Source organism: Stagnimonas sp. FW305-C-60 (assembly GCF_058782965.1).
Map to the genome: position 1 here is coordinate 1,029,107 of NZ_JBYSYF010000002.1, position 18,442 is coordinate 1,047,548.

16 protein-coding genes are annotated in these 18,442 nt (G+C 70.4%); 10 read left to right on the forward strand and 6 right to left on the reverse strand.

Annotation, left to right across the window (positions count from 1 at the left end; translation table 11 throughout):
* Positions 1-8: 8 nt before the first annotated feature.
* Positions 9-1,016, forward strand: a complete 1,008-nt coding sequence (locus tag AC3WT6_RS11560; RefSeq protein ID WP_492653723.1) for a zinc-dependent alcohol dehydrogenase family protein — start codon at positions 9-11, stop codon at positions 1,014-1,016.
* An 11-nt stretch (positions 1,017-1,027) separates the two neighbouring features.
* Here the strand turns inward: AC3WT6_RS11560 and AC3WT6_RS11565 are convergent, their stop codons facing one another.
* Both AC3WT6_RS11565 and AC3WT6_RS11570 read right to left on the reverse strand, forming a co-directional pair.
* On the reverse strand, positions 1,028-2,014 hold the full coding sequence (locus tag AC3WT6_RS11565; protein WP_492653724.1) for a sodium:calcium antiporter: 987 nt from the start codon (positions 2,012-2,014) through the stop codon (positions 1,028-1,030).
* Positions 2,011-4,779, reverse strand: coding sequence for a cation-translocating P-type ATPase (locus AC3WT6_RS11570; RefSeq protein WP_492653725.1), 2,769 nt, complete (start codon positions 4,777-4,779; stop codon positions 2,011-2,013). The genes AC3WT6_RS11565 and AC3WT6_RS11570 overlap by 4 nt, the downstream gene beginning before the upstream one ends.
* 152 nt (positions 4,780-4,931) lie before the next feature.
* Between AC3WT6_RS11570 and AC3WT6_RS11575 the strand changes: the two genes are divergently transcribed.
* Genes AC3WT6_RS11575 through AC3WT6_RS11590 form a run of 4 tightly spaced genes read left to right on the forward strand, consistent with a single transcriptional unit; the run spans position 4,932 to position 8,386 of the window.
* A complete protein-coding gene (locus AC3WT6_RS11575) occupies positions 4,932-5,399 on the forward strand; it encodes a host attachment protein (RefSeq protein WP_492653726.1) in 468 nt (155 codons plus the stop codon).
* Positions 5,400-5,420: 21 nt separating this feature from the next.
* Entirely contained in the window at positions 5,421-6,371 is a 951-nt protein-coding gene (locus tag AC3WT6_RS11580; RefSeq protein WP_492653727.1) for a L,D-transpeptidase, read from the forward strand.
* A gap of 55 nt (positions 6,372-6,426) precedes the next feature.
* Positions 6,427-7,524 carry an AI-2E family transporter gene (locus AC3WT6_RS11585; RefSeq protein WP_492653728.1) on the forward strand — a complete coding sequence of 366 codons (1,098 nt, stop codon included), beginning with the start codon at positions 6,427-6,429 and terminating at the stop codon, positions 7,522-7,524.
* Complete coding sequence (locus tag AC3WT6_RS11590; RefSeq protein WP_492653729.1) at positions 7,511-8,386, forward strand: CHAD domain-containing protein; 876 nt, start codon at positions 7,511-7,513, stop codon at positions 8,384-8,386. Before AC3WT6_RS11585 ends, AC3WT6_RS11590 begins: the two co-directional genes overlap by 14 nt.
* On the opposite strand, the gene AC3WT6_RS11595 is transcribed toward AC3WT6_RS11590, so the two are convergent.
* Positions 8,337-9,809 carry a WS/DGAT domain-containing protein gene (locus AC3WT6_RS11595; RefSeq protein WP_492653730.1) on the reverse strand — a complete coding sequence of 491 codons (1,473 nt, stop codon included), beginning with the start codon at positions 9,807-9,809 and terminating at the stop codon, positions 8,337-8,339. The genes AC3WT6_RS11590 and AC3WT6_RS11595 overlap by 50 nt on opposite strands.
* 167 nt (positions 9,810-9,976) lie before the next feature.
* On the opposite strand from AC3WT6_RS11595, the gene AC3WT6_RS11600 reads away from it, so the two are divergent.
* From AC3WT6_RS11600 to AC3WT6_RS11610, 3 genes are all read left to right on the forward strand, one after another.
* Positions 9,977-10,744: an SDR family NAD(P)-dependent oxidoreductase gene (locus AC3WT6_RS11600; protein WP_492653731.1), complete on the forward strand. Its 768-nt coding sequence runs from the start codon at positions 9,977-9,979 to the stop codon at positions 10,742-10,744.
* Positions 10,722-13,001, forward strand: coding sequence for a heavy metal translocating P-type ATPase (locus AC3WT6_RS11605; RefSeq protein ID WP_492653732.1), 2,280 nt, complete (start codon positions 10,722-10,724; stop codon positions 12,999-13,001). Before AC3WT6_RS11600 ends, AC3WT6_RS11605 begins: the two co-directional genes overlap by 23 nt.
* Positions 13,002-13,108: 107 nt before the next feature.
* Positions 13,109-13,477 (forward strand): hypothetical protein, encoded by a 369-nt coding sequence (locus AC3WT6_RS11610; RefSeq protein WP_492653733.1) that lies wholly within the window; start codon positions 13,109-13,111, stop codon positions 13,475-13,477.
* A gap of 161 nt (positions 13,478-13,638) precedes the next feature.
* On the opposite strand, the gene AC3WT6_RS11615 is transcribed toward AC3WT6_RS11610, so the two are convergent.
* A complete protein-coding gene (locus AC3WT6_RS11615; protein WP_492653734.1) occupies positions 13,639-14,001 on the reverse strand; it encodes a DUF167 domain-containing protein in 363 nt (120 codons plus the stop codon).
* Positions 14,002-14,030: 29 nt separating this feature from the next.
* Positions 14,031-15,857 (reverse strand): glutamine--fructose-6-phosphate transaminase (isomerizing), encoded by a 1,827-nt coding sequence (gene glmS / locus AC3WT6_RS11620; protein WP_492653735.1) that lies wholly within the window; start codon positions 15,855-15,857, stop codon positions 14,031-14,033.
* A gap of 82 nt (positions 15,858-15,939) precedes the next feature.
* Between glmS and AC3WT6_RS11625 the strand changes: the two genes are divergently transcribed.
* A complete protein-coding gene (locus tag AC3WT6_RS11625; protein ID WP_492653736.1) occupies positions 15,940-16,278 on the forward strand; it encodes a hypothetical protein in 339 nt (112 codons plus the stop codon).
* Positions 16,268-16,822 carry a hypothetical protein gene (locus AC3WT6_RS11630; protein ID WP_492653737.1) on the forward strand — a complete coding sequence of 185 codons (555 nt, stop codon included), beginning with the start codon at positions 16,268-16,270 and terminating at the stop codon, positions 16,820-16,822. The genes AC3WT6_RS11625 and AC3WT6_RS11630 overlap by 11 nt, the downstream gene beginning before the upstream one ends.
* Positions 16,823-17,002: 180 nt before the next feature.
* Here AC3WT6_RS11630 and glmU read toward each other — a convergent pair whose 3' ends face one another.
* Complete coding sequence (glmU, locus tag AC3WT6_RS11635) at positions 17,003-18,391, reverse strand: bifunctional UDP-N-acetylglucosamine diphosphorylase/glucosamine-1-phosphate N-acetyltransferase GlmU (protein ID WP_492653738.1); 1,389 nt, start codon at positions 18,389-18,391, stop codon at positions 17,003-17,005.
* Positions 18,392-18,442: the final 51 nt, after the last annotated feature.

The following is an 18,442-nucleotide window of genomic DNA, read 5'->3' on the forward strand; positions in this document are numbered from 1 at the left end:
AACCGCCGATGACGCAGACGGTAATCGCGATGGTGCTGGAGCAGCCGGGCGGCCCACTACACAGGCGCGAGTTGCCGCTGCCCACGCCGGCCGCCAACCAGGTACTGATCGAGGTCGCCGCCTGCGGCGTCTGCCGCACCGACCTGCACCTGCTCGACGGCGAGCTGCCGGAGATCCGCTACCCGCGCATCCCCGGCCACCAGGTGGTCGGCCGGGTGCTGGCCTCGGGCCGCGCGGTGCAGGGCCTGGTCGCCGGCAGCCGCGTCGGTCTGCCCTGGCTGGGCCACACCTGCGGCCACTGCGGCTATTGCCTGGAAGGCCGCGAGAACCTCTGCGACGCCGCGCTGTTCACCGGTTACCAGCTCGACGGCGGCTATGCCACGCACTGCCTGGCCGAGGCCGACTACGTGTTCCCGCTGCCCGAGGGCTATGGCGATCTGGAAGTCGCCCCGCTGCTCTGCGGCGGCCTGATCGGCTACCGCGCGCTGCGCCTCTGCGGCGAGCCCAAGCGCCTGGGCCTGTACGGCTTCGGCGCCGCCGCGCATGTGATCGCCCAGCTGGCGCGCTGGCAGGGTCGCGAGGTCTACGCCTACACCCGCCCCGGCGATGTCGCCGCGCAGGACTTCGCCCGCGAGCTGGGCGCGGTCTGGGCCGGCGGCTCCGATGAGCGCGCGCCGGTGGCGCTGGACGCGGCGATCATCTTTGCCGCCGACGGCGCCCTGGTGCCCATCGCGTTGCAGGCGGTGCGCAAGGGTGGCCGCGTGGTCTGCGGCGGCATCCACATGAGCGAGATTCCGGCCTTTCCCTACGCCTGGCTGTGGGGCGAGCGGCAGCTTATGAGCGTCGCCAATCTCACCCGCGACGACGCCCGCGAGTTCCTGGCGCTGGCGCCGCAGGTGCCGGTGCGCACCCAGGTGCAGGTCTATCCGCTGGAGGCGGCCAACCAGGCGCTCGCCGACCTGCGCGCTGGCCGCCTGCTGGGCGCGGCGGTGCTGGACTGCAAGCGCCCCGGCTGAGCGCCTGACGATCAACCGCCGGCGGTGTGCCGGTAGAGCGTCCAGAGCGCGCCGAAATAGGCCAGCACCATCAGCACACTGCCCGGCTCCAGCATCTGGTAGCGCCCCTTGACGCGATAGACGATGGCGGCGAGGCCCAGGCTGGTCAGCAGCACCGCGAACAGCCCGGTCAGCGCATGACCACGGTCGATCGCCGCGAACAGATTGCCCGGCTGCGCCAGATCCAGCGGCAGGAAGATCGCCATGTTGAAGGCGTTGGAGCCAAACAGATTGCCCACCGCAAGATCCAGCGCGCCGAGTCGCACCGCTGCCAGCGAGGCGGCGAGTTCCGGCAGCGAAGTGGCCAGACCGACCAGCCAGGTGCCGACAAAGGTATTGCCCAGCCCGCTGATCTCGGCGATGCCCTTGGCCGACCAGGCGAAGGCCGGCGCCGCCAGCAGCACCCACAACGCCGCGGCGGCAAAACCGTACAAGGCCGGCCGCAGTCTCGACCGTGGAGCAGCGGTCTCGGCCGCGACCACGCCATGACCGTTGACGGCTTGCAGATAAGTCGCACGGGTGCCCGCCAGGTAGGCGCAGAACAGCAGCAGCGAGCCAGGGCCTATCCACAGGAACGAGGATTCCAGCCCCACCAGCACCAGTACCGCCGCCAGCGCGTTGAGGCTGATCGCCAGGCTGGCGGCGAGCACGTGGCCGGCACCGGCATTGCGCAGCACCTGACCACGCGGCGGCATCAAGTCGAGCAGCGCCAGGATCAGCATGTTGGCGAGGCTGGAGCCGAACAGATCGCCAACCGCGAGATCGGGCGCGCCCAGCCGCACGGCGGCGAGGTCGGTGGTCAGCTCCGGCAAGGAGGTCGCGCCGGCGAGAAGCACCGAGCCCACCCACAGCCGGCCGATGCGGGTCGCCTCGGCGATGGCATCGGCGTGCCGGGCCAGCGCGGTGCCGGCGGCCACCACCACCGCGCCGCTGAGCAGAAACACCAGCAGATAGATCACGCCCTTACTCCGCCGTCACGGCGGCGCTCGCGAGAGCGCAGCACCAGCTTGCGCAGCTCCTCCACCCACAGCACCAGGCTGCCGACCGCGACCAGCATCGCCAGGTCGGCGAGGCCGAAGGGCACGGTGTAGAAAAACTGGCCCAGCGGCGGCCAGTACACCACCAGGCCCTGTAGCGCCGCGCCGGCGAGCAGGCCGCCAAGCAGCCAGGGATTGCGCAGCCGGTCGAAGTGCAGCGCCGAGCGCGTCTCCGAGCGGCAGTTGAGCACGTTGAACCACTCGCAGATCACCAGCAGGGTGAAAGCCTCGGTGCGCACCTGCTCGGCCGGGATGCCCGCCGCCGTCCGCCAGATGAACCAGCCCAGGGTGGACAGCACCATCGCCGGCACCATGAAGGCGATGCGGGTCAGCAGCAGGCGCGACAGCAAGGGCTCGTCGCGCGCGATCGGCCGTTGGCGCATCTCGTCGCCCTCGGCCGGTTCCATGATCAGATTGATGGTGACGATGCCCTCGGTCACCAGGTTGTTCCAGAGGATCTGCACCGCCACGAACGGCGGCGGATACCCGAGCAGGGTCGCCAGCAGCAGGATCAGCACCTCCGCCACCGAGGTGGAGAACTGGTGCAGCACCACCTTCTTGATGTTGCGGTAGACGACGCGGCCTTCTTCCACCGCGGCGACGATGCTGGCGAAGTTGTCGTCGCTGATGACGATCTTCGCCGCCTCCTTGGCGACCTCGGTGCCGGTGATGCCCATGGCCACGCCGACATCGGCCTGCACCAGGGCCGGCGCGTCGTTGACGCCGTCGCCGGTCATCGCCACCACCTCCTGGCGGCGCTGGTAGGCGCCGACGATGCGCAGCTTCTGCGCCGGATGCACGCGCGCGAACACCGCCACGCCATCGATGCGCTCGGCCAGCTCGGCCTCGCTCCACTGCTCCAGCTCGCGGCCCTCGATCACCGCGTCGCTGGGCCTGGCGATGCCCAGCTCTTGCGCCACCGCCAGCGCGGTGGCGCGGTGATCGCCGGTAACCATCACCGGCCGGATGCCGGCCGCGCGGCATAGCGCCACCGCCTCTTTCACCTCCGGCCGCGGCGGGTCGGTCTGGCCGGTGAGGCCGAGCAGGCGGACGCGACCCGCGAACGCGCCGTAGCCCCGGCCGCCCTCGATCTCGCCGCCCTCGACCACCCCGAAGGCAAGCAGGCGCAGGCCGCGCGCGGCCAGGCCTTGCGCGGCGTCGAGCAGGGCCTGACGGTGCGCCGCGTCGAGCGCAGTTTCGTGGCCCTCGCACTGGATGCTGGCGCAGAGCGCGAGCAGCACTTCCGGCGCGCCCTTGAGCAGCACCTGGCTGCCGCTCGGAGTCTGGTGCTGGGTGGCCATCATCTGCACGGCGGCGTCGAAGGGAATCTCCGCACGCCTTGGCCGCTGCCGACGCAGCTCCGCAGGCACCAGGCCGCCCTTGATGGCGAGCGTGACCAGCGCCACCTCGGTGGGATCGCCGACCGGCAGCCAGCGGGTCTCGCCATCGGCCGGCCCCTGCAGATTGGCGTCGTTGCAGAGCAGGCCGGCTTCCAGCAGCCGCTGGAGGTCGGCGTGGCTGGCGGGGTCGAGCAGGCCCTCGCCGTTGCTGAACGCGCCCTCCGGGGCATAGCCGGCGCCGCTCACGCTCAGCGCGCGGCCATCGGCGAGCAGGATGGCGGTGACCGTCATCTCGTTGCGGGTGAGGGTGCCGGTCTTGTCGCTGCAGATCACCGTGGTCGAGCCCAGCGATTCCACCGCCGCCAGCCGCCGCACCACCACCTGGCGGCGCGCCATGCGCTGCACGCCCACCGCCAGGGCGATGGTCATCGCCACCGGCAGACCCTCGGGGATCATGCCCACCACCTGGCTGATGGCGATCATCAGGATCTGGTCGAACGGCAGGCCCTGCCAGTAGCCGATCAGGTTGATGACCAGGAACAGCAGCACCGCGACGCCGATCAGCGCGCGGCCGAATTCGGCGATGCGCTGCTCCAGCGGCGTCTTCGGCCGCACCGCGGCCTCGGCCAGCGCGGCGATGTGGCCGATCTCGGTAGCGCCGCCGGTGGCGACCACCACCGCGCGCGCCCGGCCGGCGGTGACATGGGTGCCGGCGTAGACCATGTTGCGGCGGTCGGCGAGCGGGGTGTCGGGCGCCAGCGGCAGCAGGTGCTTGGCCACCGGCAGCGACTCGCCGGTGAGCGCCGCCTCGGCGATCTGGATGGCGGCGCCGTCGAGCAGGCGGGCGTCGGCGGCAACCGCGTCGCCGGCATCCAGCACCAGGATGTCGCCGGGCACCAGCTCCTGCGCGGCGATGCGCTGCTCGACGCCGCCACGCAGAACCCGCGCCTGGCGCCCGGCGAGCTTGCGCAGGGCCGCCAGCGCGCGGGCGGCGCGGCCTTCCTGAAAAGCGCCGATCAGGGCATTGAGCAGCACCACGGCGACGATCACCGCCGCATCGCTGCCATGCCCCAGCCCCAGGGCCAGCGCCGCCGCCGCCAGCAGCAGATAGATCAGCGGATTGCGGAACTGCCCGAAGAACACCGCCAGCAGCGAGCGTGGCGCGGTCTCCGGCAGGGCGTTGGCGCCGTAGCGCTGCAAGCGCTCACGCACCGCTTCGGGGCTCAGGCCGCCATCGGCGTCGGACTGCACCGCGTCCAGCGCCTCGTGGGCCGGCAGCGCATGCCAGTGCCGCTGCCCGTCGGTGGCCGAGGGCGGCGTCTGCTTGCGGGTCTGGCCTGGGCGCATGACGGCTTTTGGGGTGACGGTGGGGAGCGGGTCCGGGGCAAGAGTATCGCCGGGCCGGCCGTGGTCGCGGCGGCGGGCGGATTGACCAGGGTCAGTGTCGGGCGCGGCCGGGGCTGCGAGGCTGGTTGCTAGGCCCTACGGAGTAAACCGCCATGACCCGCCCCACCGCCCATCCCCTGAACCGTGGCGCCACCTGGGTGGTGGCCGCCGATCACGGCCGTGCCCGCCTGTTCTGCGCCCCGGTACCCGGCGCGCCGTTGCAGGAGGTGCAGGCCTTTCTCAACCCGGCCGCGCGCCAGCCCGAGCAGGCCCTGGCCAGCGACCGCCCCGGCCGCGTGGTCAAGGGCCGCGGCGGCTCTTCGCGTGCGTTGGGCCAGCACGAGACCCCCAAGGAGCACGCCGCCGAGCGCTTCGCCGAAGTGATCAGCCAGCGGCTGCGCCAGGCCCGTCAGGGCGGCGCGCTCAACAAGCTGTATCTGATCGCCGAACCCGGCTTTCTCGGCCTGCTGCGCCAGCACCTGGACGAAGCCACCAGCGCGCTGATCGCCGGCAGCGTCGACAAGGACGTCACCGAACACACAGTGGAGGAACTGCGCAGCCTGCTGCCCGACGCGCTCTGAACCTCAAGCCCGGTCCGGCATATGGGCGGCAGACTGCGGCGCGGCCTGCGCTGGGCCGGGCTCGCCGCGCTGCTCGCCGGTAACGCTGCCAGCCACGCCGCCGAGCCGCAGGGCGACTCCGGCCTGTGGTTGCGCGAGCGCTACCAGGCCGAGGTGGATCGCCGGCTGGAACTGCCGGCCGAGGCACAGGCGCGCTACGCGCTGAGCCTGCGCGCGGCCCTGGATCAGGCCGGCTACGCAGATTTGCGCGCGCAGTACCTGCTGCTGGTGGACCGCGATCCAGAGGTGCAGGCGGCAATGCTGTGGTGGCTCTCCGAACTGGGCGAGCCGGCACTGATCGGCGCCGCGCCGGTGTCCACCGGCAAGCCCGGCGAGTACGAGCACTTCCTCACCCCCACCGGCGTGTTCGTGCACAGCCCCGCCAATTTCGACCACCGCTCCGAGGGCACCGAGAACAAGCTCGGCATCTTGGGCTATGGCGAGCAGGGGCTGCGCGTCTACGACTTTGGCTGGCAGCTGGCGCAACGCGGCTGGGGCGCCGGCGGCAGCAGCCTCATGCGGCTGGTTCTGCACGCCACCGACCCGCGCTATCTGGAGCCGCGGCTGGGCACGGCGCAGTCCAAGGGCTGCGTGCGCATCCCCGCCACGCTCAACCGCTTTCTCGACCACTACGGCCTGCTCGACGCCGACTACGAGCCGCGCGCCGAGGAGCCCAAGCCGCGCTGGCTGCTGCGCCCCGACCGCGAACCCACGCCCTGGCCGGGGCGGCTGCTGGTGGTGATCGATTCCGGCTTGCCAGAGCGACCCGCCTGGTCGCCTAAGCCGGCCGGCAATGGCACGGCCCGCACCGCCAGCAAGGCGGCGGCGGAACCGGCGGCAGCCGACGCGCATCCGCCCTGCCCGCCACCGGCGGCCCGGCTTGCTCCGGCTTCCGCGCCCGGTCAATGTAGGCCACCGGGTTCGCGCCCATAGTCCAACGCAGCCGTCGCGGCACGCCGCCGGCCCCGCTCGTCATCAGGGAGTGTGCATGTCCGCTGCCGAACCGCCGTCCGCGCCGCCGCTATTGCAGTTTGAATCGCTGCTGCGGCTGGCGGTGGCGCTGCTGCTGGCGGTCGGCTGCTGGCTGGTGCTGCGGCCGTTCTTCTCGGCGATCCTGTTCGCGGCGGTGATCGCGGTCTCCACCCGGCCGCAGTACCACTGGCTGCGCCGACGCCTGGCTGGCCGCGAGCGCAGCAGCGCCCTGCTCGCCTGCGTGGTGGTGACCGCCCTGGTGATGGTGCCGGCGGCCCTGATCGCCGCCTCTATCGGCGACGCCCTGGCCTGGCTCCTGGCGCTCTACGATGACTGGAGCAGCGGCGGCCTGCCGCCACTGCCGGACTGGCTGGCAACCACCCCCCTGCTCGGCCCCTGGCTACTCGACACCTGGCAGCAGTTCGGGCGCGGCGAGCTGCTCGCCAGCGGCACCGCCGGCTATCTCGCCGAGACCCTGCGCGGTCTGGCGCTGAATTCCGGCCGCGCCGCCGGCAACGGCCTCTTGCAGATCGCCCTGGCGCTTCTGGTGCTGTACTACCTCTACGTCGAGGGCGATCGCCTGGCCGAGCGCCTGTACCGGCTGTCCAGCCGCATCGGCGGCAGCCTGGGGCCGGAGCTGCTCGCCACCGCCCGCAACACCGTGGTCAGCGTGATGGTCGCCATCGCCGGCACCGCCATGGCGCAGGCGATGGTGGCGGTGCTCGGCTTCAGCATCGCCGGGGTGCCGGCGCCGCTGCTGCTGGGCGCGGCCACCTTCCTGCTGTCGATGGTGCCGATCGGCCCGCCGCTGATCTGGGGCGGTGCCTCGCTCTGGCTGTTCCGCCAGGGCGACACCGGCTGGGCGGTGTTCATGGTGATCTACGGCATGCTCTGTATCAGCACCGTCGACAACGTGGTGAAGCCGTTCCTGATCAGCCGCGGCTCGCACCTGCCCTTCGTGGTCACCCTGCTGGGGGTGCTCGGCGGGCTGGCGGCATTCGGTTTGATCGGCCTGTTCCTGGGGCCGGCGATCCTGGCCCTGGCGATCAACCTGAGCTCGCATTGGCTGGTGCTGATACGCCCCGAGGGAGTCGCTAGCGATGAGCAAAAGTAAGCCGGAACACTCGCAGTCGGTGGTGCCGAAGCTGTCGGCGCTGGCCGCCAGCGCAGCGGAAGAACTGCTGGCGGCGACGCAGGCGGCGCGCGCGCCAGACGCGGCTGACGCCGCCAAGGGTCTGCACCGCCTGCGGATCGCCTGCCGGCGGCTGCGCGCGCTGATCTCGCTCGGCCACGAGCGCCTGCCGGAGCCGGAATGGCGGCCGCTGCAGCGCGCCCTGCGCGCCCTGCTGCGCGCCACCGGGCCGGCGCGTGACTGGCAGGTGCTGCTCGCCGAGACCCTGCCGACGCTGCTCGTCGGCAGCGAAGATGCGGCCTGCCAGGCGCTGCTGGCCGAAGCCCGCCAGCAGGAGGCCGTCGCCCGCCGCCACGGCGCCGACGCGCTGCGCGGCCACGGCCATCTGCCGCTGCTGCTGGCGCTGGAGCGCTACCTGCTGGCCTGCGCGGCGGCCGAGGACAGCGATCTGCGGCCGGCGGCGGCTGCGGTGTTGGGCCGTCAGCACCGGCGGCTGCGGCGCCGCGCCCGCCGGCTGGAGCGCGATGATCCGGAAGCCCTGCACCAGCTGCGGCTGCGGCTCAAGGCGCAGCGCTACCGGGTGGAGCTGCTGGCGCCCTACTACTCGGGCAAGGCGGCGGCGCGCTATCTGGCGCGGCTCAAGCAGCTACAGGATCAACTCGGGCGGCTGCACGATCTGCACGTCGCCGAACAGCGCCTGCGTGCGCTGCGGCCGACCGCGCCGGCGACACGGACCCTGCGCCTGCAACTGGGCCGGCGCTGTGCCGCCGCCGCCGAGCAGCAGCTGGCGGAGATCAAGGGCCTGCGCCTGCACGGCGCCGGCTTGCGGCGGTTCTGGGACTGACTCCGGCGGCGGCGCGACGCGGCTTGGCCTTGGCCGCTACCGGCTTGCGCGGCAGTGGCGACAGCATCGCCGCCAGTTCGTCCTGGAACAGCTCCAGCCAGCGCGCCGGCTGCGCCAGCAAGGCCTGGTCGGCGGAAATGCCGACGCTGACCCGCCGCCGGTAGCTGAACAGGCTCACACCGACGCCGATGCCGCCTGCCTGCGGCGGCCAGAACACCAGCTCGCGCAGCGGCACCCCGGCGATCCGCAGCGGCTGCTCCGGCCCGCGCAGGTTCGACACCACCGCCACCGACTTGCCGGCGACGCTGGCAACCAGACGCTTCTCCAGCGGCACCGGCAGATGCCCGGCCGCCGCCAGCGCCAGCAGCACGCTGCGCGCGGTGGGGGAATGCTTGAGTTCGGCCATGCGCTCGGCGACCAGGGCCAGACGCTTGCGGCGGTCGCTCTGGCCCAGCGGCAGATCGACCAGCACCAGGCCGAAGCAGTTGCCGAGATCACCGGCCGTGGCCGGCCGCAGGTTCACCGGCACCGACACCCGCAGGTTCTGCCGCGCCCTCGGCGGCGCGCCCGCTTCGTCCAGGTACCGCGCGAACGCAGTGGTCACTGCGGCCAGGAACACGTCGTTGACTTTCACTCCCTGGGCGCGCGCGTAACGGCGCACCGGTGCCAGGGCGATGGCGCTGGTCCAGGCAACCGCCCGCCGGCCGCTGAGCGGCCGGCGCAGGGCTTGGGGATTGTCCTGCGGCAGCATCAGCACCCGGCCGGTGCTGGTGACGAGTCCGCGCAGTTCGCGCAACTGGGCGGGGATGCGGCCGGGGTGGTGCAGATCCTCGCGGCCGAAGTCGATCAGCTTTTCGGCGGTGCGGTTGAGCGCATCCAGACGCGCGATCAGCCCGGCCAGCGGTCCGTGCCGGCCGTGCTCCAGCTGCACCAGCGGCGTCTTGGCGGCGGCGCGCTGGCCGGAGTCGGTGAGCGCTATCAGCATCTGCACCAGGGCGATGCCGTCGGCGATGGCGTGATGCACACGCACCAGTACGGTGAGGCCGCCATCGGCGCGCGGGTAGAGGAACAGCCGCCACAGCGGCAGGGCGCGGTCCAGCGGCTGGTTGATCTGCTGCGCCACCGCCGCCGCCAGATCGCCGTCCGGCCGCCAGCGCTCGGGCGGCTCGACATGGGCGTGGTAGTCGCTGAGCAGCTCGGGGTCTTCCACCCAGCGCGGCGGCGAATGCTGATCGTCGGCGCGCTGGCGAAAGCGCGGGTAGCGCAGCAGCCGGGTGAGCAGCTCGGCGCGCAGCGCCTCCGGGTTGAGCGGCGGCGCGAAGTCGATCAGGGCGTTGACCACCATGGGATTGTTCGGCGAGTCCATCTCCAGCCAGGCGCGATCCACGCCGCTCATCACCTCGATCTGCTGCTGGTGGTCCATGTCGATCCGTCTCCCACGGCGCTGCTGGCTGGCCGGGACAGTAGCGCACGCACCGGCGCCGGCGGTCTTGACCCAGGTCAATGCCCACCCGAGCGCTGGCCCGCAGTCTGCCCACAGGCACCGGCGCCCTGCCCGCCCCCTTGAGTCAGACAAAACGGAGAACCGCGATGGGCCGATTGAGCAACAAGGTGGCGGTGGTCACCGGCGGCGCCGTTGGCCTGGGCCGCGCCACGGTGCTGCGCATGTGCGAGGAAGGCGCCTCGGTGGCGGTGCTCGATGTGCTCGACAAGCCCGGCCGGCAGTTCGTCGCGGAACTGGTGGCGCGTGGCCTGCGCGCCCGCTACTGGCATTGCGATGTCGCCAGCGAGGCCGAGGTGCAGAAGGTCATCCACCAGGCGACCAAGCACTTCGGCCGGCTCGACGTGCTGGTCAACAATGCCGGCATCGCCGGCATCAACAAACCCACGCACGAGATCAGCGAGGCGGAGTGGGACCGGGTGATGGGCATCAACGTGAAGGGCGTGTTCTTCTGCACCAAACACGCCATCCCGCATCTGCAGAAGGCCGGCGGCGGCAGCATCATCAATCTGTCGTCGATCTACGGGCTGATCAGCGCGCCCGATGTGCCGCCCTACCACGCCTCCAAGGGCGCGGTGCGGATGATGACCAAGACCGACGCCCTGCTCTATGCGCCCGACCGCATCCGGGTGAACTCCATCCACCCCGGCTTCATCTGGACGCCGATGGTGGAGGGCCTTCTGAAAGGCGCCGAAGACGCCGAGGCCGCGCGCCAGGCCACCGCCGCCCTGCACCCGCTGGGCCATATGGGCGAGCCCGACGACATCGCCTGGGGCGCGGTGTACCTGGCGAGCGACGAGGCGAAGTTCGTCACCGGCACCGAGTTGGTGATCGATGGCGGCTATACCGCCCGCTGACTGCCTTGCGACGCGGCGACCCGCACGGGCCGCCCTGGATCAGCCGCGCCTGACGACGACGCTACTCACTGGCGCGCAGCTCACCGCCTTGGCACCCGGCTGCGCCTGCGCCGACGACGCCGAACCGCCGGCACCGCCTGTAGCGATAGCGCCGGGCGCCGTGCGCTACCGCATCGCCAACCTGGACTGCGCCGCCGAGGTGGCCGAGATACGTCTGGCTCTGGATAAGCTGCCCGGCGTCCGCCATCTGGACTTTGACCTGCGCGCCCGGCAGCTGAGCATCGAGGCCGACGAGCCGACGCGGGTGGCGGCGTTGGCGGCGATCCGCAAGGCCGGCTTCCAGCCGGAGGTGCTGCCCGCCGAGGCGCCGACAGCGACCGCGGCCAGCCATTGGGAGCACTGGGGCCGATTGCTCGCCGCCCTGGCCTTGGCGGCCGTCGCCGAACTGCTGTCGGTGCTGAATCCGGCCAGCGAACTACTGCTGCAACTGCCCGGCATGGCGCTCGCCGCGCTGGCCATCGTGCTCGCCGGCCACTCGGTCTACGGCAAGGGCCTGGCGGCCTTGCGCCATGGTCGGTTGAACATCAATGCGCTGATGACCGTTGCCGTCACCGGCGCCTTCCTGATCGGCCAGTGGCCGGAGGCGGCCATGGTGATGGCGCTCTACGCCCTTGCCGAGACCATAGAAGCGCGCGCCGTCGACCGGGCGCGCAATGCCATCAAGAGCCTCATGGCGCTGGCGCCGGAAGTCGCCGAGCTGGCACAGGCGGACGGCAGCTGGCTGCGGCTGCCGGTGCATGCGGTGACGGTGGGTGGCGTGGTGCGGGTCAGGCCCGGTGAGCGGCTGCCGCTGGACGGCGCGGTGCTCCGGGGCCAGAGCGCGGTCGACCAGTCGCCGGTCACCGGCGAGAGCCTGTCGGTGGAAAAATCACCGGGCGACGCCGTCTACGCCGGCAGCATCAACCAGACCGCCGCCCTGGAAATCCGGGTGACGGCGACGGCTTCGGAGAGCAGCCTGGCACGCATCATCCACGCCGTCGAAGAGGCGCAGGCGATGAGAGCACCGACGCAGCGTTTCGTCGATCGCTTCGCGACGGTCTATACGCCGACGGTGTTCGCGCTGGCCCTGGCGGTGGCGCTGCTCGCGCCCTGGCTGATCGGCTGGAGCTGGCCGCAGGCGCTGTACAAGGCGCTGGTGCTGCTGGTGATCGCCTGTCCTTGCGCGCTGGTGATCTCCACTCCGGTCACGGTGGTCAGCGGCCTGGCGACGGCGGCGCGCCGCGGCATACTCATCAAGGGCGGCGTGTATCTGGAAAACGCACGCAACATCCGGGCGGTCGCGCTCGACAAGACCGGCACCATCACCGAGGGCAAGCCGCGTCTGGTGGCGTTTGAAGTCTTCGCCACCGGGGCCGACGCCACCGCCTTGCGGCAGCTGGCCAAGAGCCTGGCGGCGCGTTCCGATCATCCGGTGTCCGCTGCCATCGCCGCCGGCCTGCCGGAGCCAACCCTCGCGGTCGACGGCTTTCAGGCGCTGGCCGGACGCGGCGTCGCCGGGCGTATCGCCGGCCATGACTACGCGCTCGCCAACCACCGCTGGATCGAGGATCGCGGGCAATGCTCCACTGCGCTGGAAGCCCGGCTGAAAATCCACGAGGAGGCGGGCCGCACGGTCAGCCTGCTTGCCGATGGCCAGCAGGTGCTCGCGATCTGCGCGGTGGCCGACACCATCAAGCCCTCCTCGCAGCTGGCGGTGACCGAACTCCAGTCGCTGCGGGTGACGCCGGTGATGCTGACCGGCGACAACCTCGCCACCGCGCGCACGGTGGCAGCGCAGGCCGGCATCACCGAGCTGCGCGCCAATCTGCTGCCCGAAGACAAGCTCGACGCCATCGCCGAGCTGCAACAGCGCTACGGCATGACCGCCATGGCTGGCGACGGCATCAACGATGCGCCGGCCCTGGCCAAGGCCGATATCGGCTTTGCCATGGGCGCCGCCGGCACCCATGCCGCGATGGAAGCGGCCGACGTCTTGGTGATGAACGACGATCTGCGCCGTCTGCCCGAGACCATCCGGCTGTCGCAACGCACACATACCGTGCTCTGGCAGAACATCGGCCTGGCGCTGGGCATCAAGCTGCTGTTTCTGCTGCTCGCCCTGTTCGACAACGCCTCGATGTGGATGGCGGTGTTCGCCGACATGGGCGCCAGCCTGCTGGTGGTGGTCAACGGCCTGAGGCTGACGCGGCAACGATGAAGACCATGGCTCCGGCTGGCGTTTGCGCGTCGACAGCTAGAGCCGATCGCTCGCAAGCAGTAGCCACACGCGCCTGCAGAACCCAGTACACAACGGAGGACCCAAAGATGAAAACCACCCAGAAGCTGTGCCTGGCCCTGACTACGGGCCTGCTGCTATCCCTTTCCGCACAAGCTGCCGACATGGGCAAGGGCGAAATGGGGCAAGACGAGATGGGCATGATGAACATGCCGATGATGAAGGAGCATCAATCGCAGATGCAGGAACACATGCGGAAGATGAAGGCCGCGAAAACCGACAAGGAGCGTCTGCGGCTGATGCAGGAGCACATGGAGCAGATGGATCAGCACATGGGCATGATGATGAAGATGATGGACATGAAGTGCCAAGGCATGGGCAGAGGTAAGGGCATGGGTATGGGTATGGGCGCCAACAGCGACCCCGCTCCGACCGAGCCCACCCCGGGCGGCGAGTAAGTTCGCGAGGCCCGGCATCCGGCCAGCTGCAAGCCCACGGCGATCCTCAGCTTGGATCGCCGTCAACGCCCTGCGCCTCGCCTTTGGGGCAACGCCAGAACGCGCGACGCCTGCGCGCATTTCGCGGCTCTTGAGAGCCACCGCCCCCTTGGCGCTAGCTCTCAGGCTTTCTTGGGCTCTGAAAGCGCGTTTGCCACCACCGGCGGCAATCTCCGCGGCGCTCTGATCCGCAATTGCTTGTTGACGTTGTAGCGACCGAACACCACGGTGATGTCGGCAGCCTGGGTTTCGAACTCCTCGGCGAGGAATTTGACCATGTGGTCGGTCGCCTTGCCGGCGACCGGTGCGGCGGTGACGCTCACCCGGAGCTGATTCCCCTTCACCTTGCCGATGGCATCCTGCTTGGCGCTCGGCGTCCCGAGTATGTTCACGACCAGAGTTTCCCCGTCCCAGCCGCAGAACAGGGGCAGGTCCAGCCCGCGGCCGGAAGCGGACTTGGGCTTCGCTGCTCTTGCCTTCTTCATGGGATGCAGCGGCGGCGTGCAGCCCCGCCCTATTCCACCGTCACCGACTTGGCGAGGTTGCGTGGCTGATCGACGTCGGTGCCCTTGAGCACGGCAACGTGGTAGGCCAAGAGCTGTAGCGGCACGGTGTAGACGATGGGGTCGGTCAGCTCGTCGGCGTGCGGCATGCCGATGACAGTGACGCCGGGCTCGCTCTTGAAGCCGGCCTCGCGGTCGGCGAACACGTAGAGCTCGCCGCCGCGCGCCTTCACTTCCTGCAGATTGCTCTTCACCTTTTCCAGCAGGTGGCCGTCAGGTGCGACGGCGATCACCGGCATGTGCTCGTCAACCAGCGCCAGCGGGCCGTGCTTGAGTTCGCCGGCGGCGTAGGCCTCGGCGTGGATGTAGGAGATTTCCTTGAGCTTGAGCGCGCCTTCCATCGCCACCGCGCACATCGGGCCGCGGCCGAGGAACAAGGCGTTCTGCTGGTGCATCAGGCGCTCGGCGAGCTTCTGCAGCACGGCGTCTTCCTTGAGCACCTCGCCGACCTGGCGGGCGGCGGCTTCCAGGCTCTTCACGTAGCGGCGTTCCTGCTCTTCGGAGAGGCCGTTGCGGCGCGCCAGCAGCAGCATCACCAGCGCCAGCGCCATCAACTGGGTGGTGAAGGCCTTGGTGCTGGCGACGCTGCGCTCAGGCCCGGCGTGGGTCATCAGCGCGATGTCGCTCTCGCGCACCAGGCTGGATTCCGGCGCGTTGCAGATCACCAGGCTGGCGGCGAGCTGCTTGGTTTTGGCGTGGCGCAGCGCCTCCAGGGTGTCGGCGGTCTCGCCGGACTGGCTGATGCTGATGAACAGGGTATCCGGCTCGATCACCGGATCGCGGTAGCGGAACTCGCTGGCCAGCTCGACGCGGCAGGGCAGCTTGGCGATCTGCTCGATCCAGTACTGGGCTACCAGGCCGGCGTGCGCGGAAGTGCCGCAGGCAACCAGGCGCACGCGCTTGACCCGCGCCAGCAGCTCGCCGGCGCGCGGTCCCAGGCAGGCTTCGAGCACGCGGCCGCCGCTGATGCGGCCTTCCAGCGTGTTGGCGAGCGCGGTGGGCTGCTCGAAGATCTCCTTGGCCATGAAGTGCCGGTACTCGCCCTTGTCGACGGCGCCGGCACTCAGGTTGGAGAGATGCTCCTTGCGGATCACCGCGCGGCCCTCGCGGTCGAACACCGCGTAGCCCTCGGTGGTGATCTCGCCGAGGTCGCCTTCGTCGAGGTAGACGATGCGGCTGGTCACCGACACCAGGGCGGTGGCATCGGAGGCGGCGAAGTTCTCGCCCACACCGATGCCGATGCACAGCGGACTGCCGCGCCGCGCCAGCAGCATGCGGCCCGGCTCCTTGGCCGAAATCACCGCCAGCGCGTAGGCGCCGGTGATGCGCCTGACGGTAGCGAGCATGGCCTCGCGCAGGCTCATGCCGCCGTCGATGTAGTGTTGCACCAGGTGCGCGACCACCTCGGTGTCGGTCTCGGACTGGAACTGGTAACCGAGCGCGGCCAACTCCTCGCGCAGTTCCTCGTGGTTTTCGATGATGCCGTTGTGCACCACCGCGACGTCGGTGGAGACATGCGGATGCGAGTTGCGCTCGGCCGGCACGCCGTGGGTGGCCCAGCGGGTGTGGCAGATGCCGGTGGTTCCCGGCTTGGGCGCTCTCGCCAGCATCGCTTCGAGTTCCGCTACCTTGCCCACCGCACGCGCCAGCTGCAGGCGGCCGTCGGCGATCACTGCCACGCCGGCGGAGTCGTAGCCACGGTATTCCAGGCGCTTTAGGCCCTCGATGAGAACTGGAGTGACATTGCGCTGCGCAACCGCGCCGACGATGCCGCACATGGGGTAATCCTTTAGGGCGCCTGCCTGCAGGCTCAAGGCGCTATTTTATAGGCAGCCAACGCCAGGCTCGCCGGGAGTAGGTATGTCACTTTGGGTAGGGATCGTCCTCTCCGCCGCCTTGCTGCTGGCGGCGCTGCTGCTGTTTGCCCTGGTACGGCTCAACCGCCAGCTGCTGGCGCTGCGCGCGGAACTGGACGGCGAGCCGGTGACCGTGGCGGAAGCCGCCTCGGGCGCGCGCATCGCCATCGAGATCCTCAACACCTATGAGCTGGCGGCCAGGGAGTCGCCCTGGGCCGGCGCGGTGGCGAAGCTGGCGCCGAAGATGATCGAGCGCATCGTCTACGCGAAGGCCGCCGAGGAAGTGGCTCGGCAACTCGAAGAGCAGGGCGTGCGCGCGCAGGTGACCCACTATGTCGATTGAAGGCCTGCTGTCGCTGCTGGCGGTGCTGGCCCTGCTGCTGGTCGCCACCGCCTATTACGCCTGGCAGTTGCGCAAGACCCTGCTCAGCCTGAAAGCCGCCCTGCACCGCGCCGAGGCCGCCGGCCAGGAACAGGCGGCGCGCATCGCCGGACTGGAGCAATTGCGCGAAAGCCAGCAGCTCACCGAGCATGCGGTGGCCACCGGCACCGCCTTGGTCCGCGAAGTCCACAAGGGCATCGCCGACATTCCGTTCAGTGTGCTGGAGGCCATCCCCGGCGCGCGCCAGCCGGTCAAGGCGGTGCGTGGCTTGCACGACGCGATCAGTGAGGGCATCTACGGCGCCATCGCCGGCCTCAACAAGGCGGTGGGCCGCGAGCTGCGCAAGGGCCTGCAAGCGCCGGCTGCGGGCAGCCCGCCCGTATCGGGCGCCGAGCCCAAGTCCGAAACCTCCACTCCTCTGCCTCCCGACGAGCCGACGGTGGCACCGGAGCCCGAACCAGAAGACAAGCCGCTACCGGACAAGCCTTGGAAGAACTGGGGGTAAGGCCGCCTGCGGCAGCGAGATCGATGCGAGCGCCGCGCAGCAGCGCCCCCGACGCAGCCCCTCGGAATCAACTGCGCGGCCGATCAACCACTCTGATTCCCGGCCGCCTGTAGAAGCGCGCGCCGCGGCCCCGCCGAATCGCCTGCAAGGCCGTCCGTCGCGCAACCAGAACGCAGCTACCTACTTCTTGCTCTTCACCGGCTTCTTCCACCCGGCAATGCTCTTCTGCTCGCGCGCGCGGCAGATGGTGAGGCTGTCGGCCGGCGCGGTCTTGGTGATGGTGGAGCCGGCGGCGACATAGGCGCCGCGCTCGATGGTGACCGGCGCCACCAGCTGGCTGTCGGTGCCGATGAAGGCGTCGTCGCCGATCACCGTGGTGTGCTTGTTGGTGCCGTCGTAGTTGCAGGTGATGACGCCGGCCGAGATGTTGACCCGCGCGCCGACCATGGCGTCGCCGATGTAGGCGAGATGCCCGGCCTTGGTGCCGGACCCCAGCTCGCCCTTCTTCACCTCGACGAAATTGCCGATGTGCACCTCGTCGGCGAAGCGCGTCTCGGGCCGCACCCGCGAGAACGGGCCGATGCGGCAATGCTGGCCGGCGTCGAGGCCTTCCAGCACCGAGTGCGCGAGCACCTGGCTGCCGGCGCCGAGCCGCACGTTCTTGAGCACGCAGTAGGGGCCGATGCTGACGCCATCGGCGAACTGGCAGTCGCCCTCGATCACCACCCCGACGTCGATGTGCACATCGCGACCCACCCGCAGCGAGCCGCGCAGGTCGAAGCGCGCGGGGTCGGCGAAGGCGACACCCTCGCGCATCAAGGCCTCGGCCTGGCGACGCTGGTAGACGCGCTCCTGGCGGGCCAGCTGCAGGCGGTCGTTGACGCCTTCCACCTCCTCGGCATCGGCGACACCCACCACCCGTACCGGCAGGCCAGCGGCGACCGCGAAGCCGACCACGTCGGTGAGGTAGTACTCGCCCTTGGCGTTGTCGTTGCGCAGCGCCGCCAACCAAGGCTTGAGCAGCCGCGCTGGCGCCGCCATCAGGCCGGTGTTGACCTCGCGGATGGCGCGCTGCGCCTCACTGGCGTCGTTCTCTTCGACGATACCGCTCACCTGGCCCTGGGCGTCGCGCAGGATGCGACCATAACCTCTGGGCTCGGCCAGTTCGACCGTGGCGATGGCGAGACCTTCGGCGCCAGCGGCGGCCAGCCTCGCCAGGGTCTCGCTGCGGATCAGCGGCACGTCGCCATAGGCGATCAGCACGGTCGCGGTGTCCGGCACCTGCGGGATGGCCTGTGAAACCGCGTGCCCGGTGCCCAGCTGCTGCGCTTGCAGCGCCCAGTGCAGGCTGCGGTCACGCGGATAGGTCTTGGCGCACCAGGCCTGCACCTGCTCGCCGCCGTGACCGTAGACGACATGGCAGCCCACGGCACCGGCGCCATGCACCGCGTCCAGCACATGGGCAAGCATGGGCTTGCCGCCGACCGGATGCAGCACCTTGGGCAGCGCACTTTTCATTCGCGTGCCCTGCCCTGCGGCAAGGACGATGCAATGCAGTGCTGCGCTCATCGGAAGGCTCCAGATCGGGTTTGCGGATGTCCCCGGCGACCGGACGCGGCG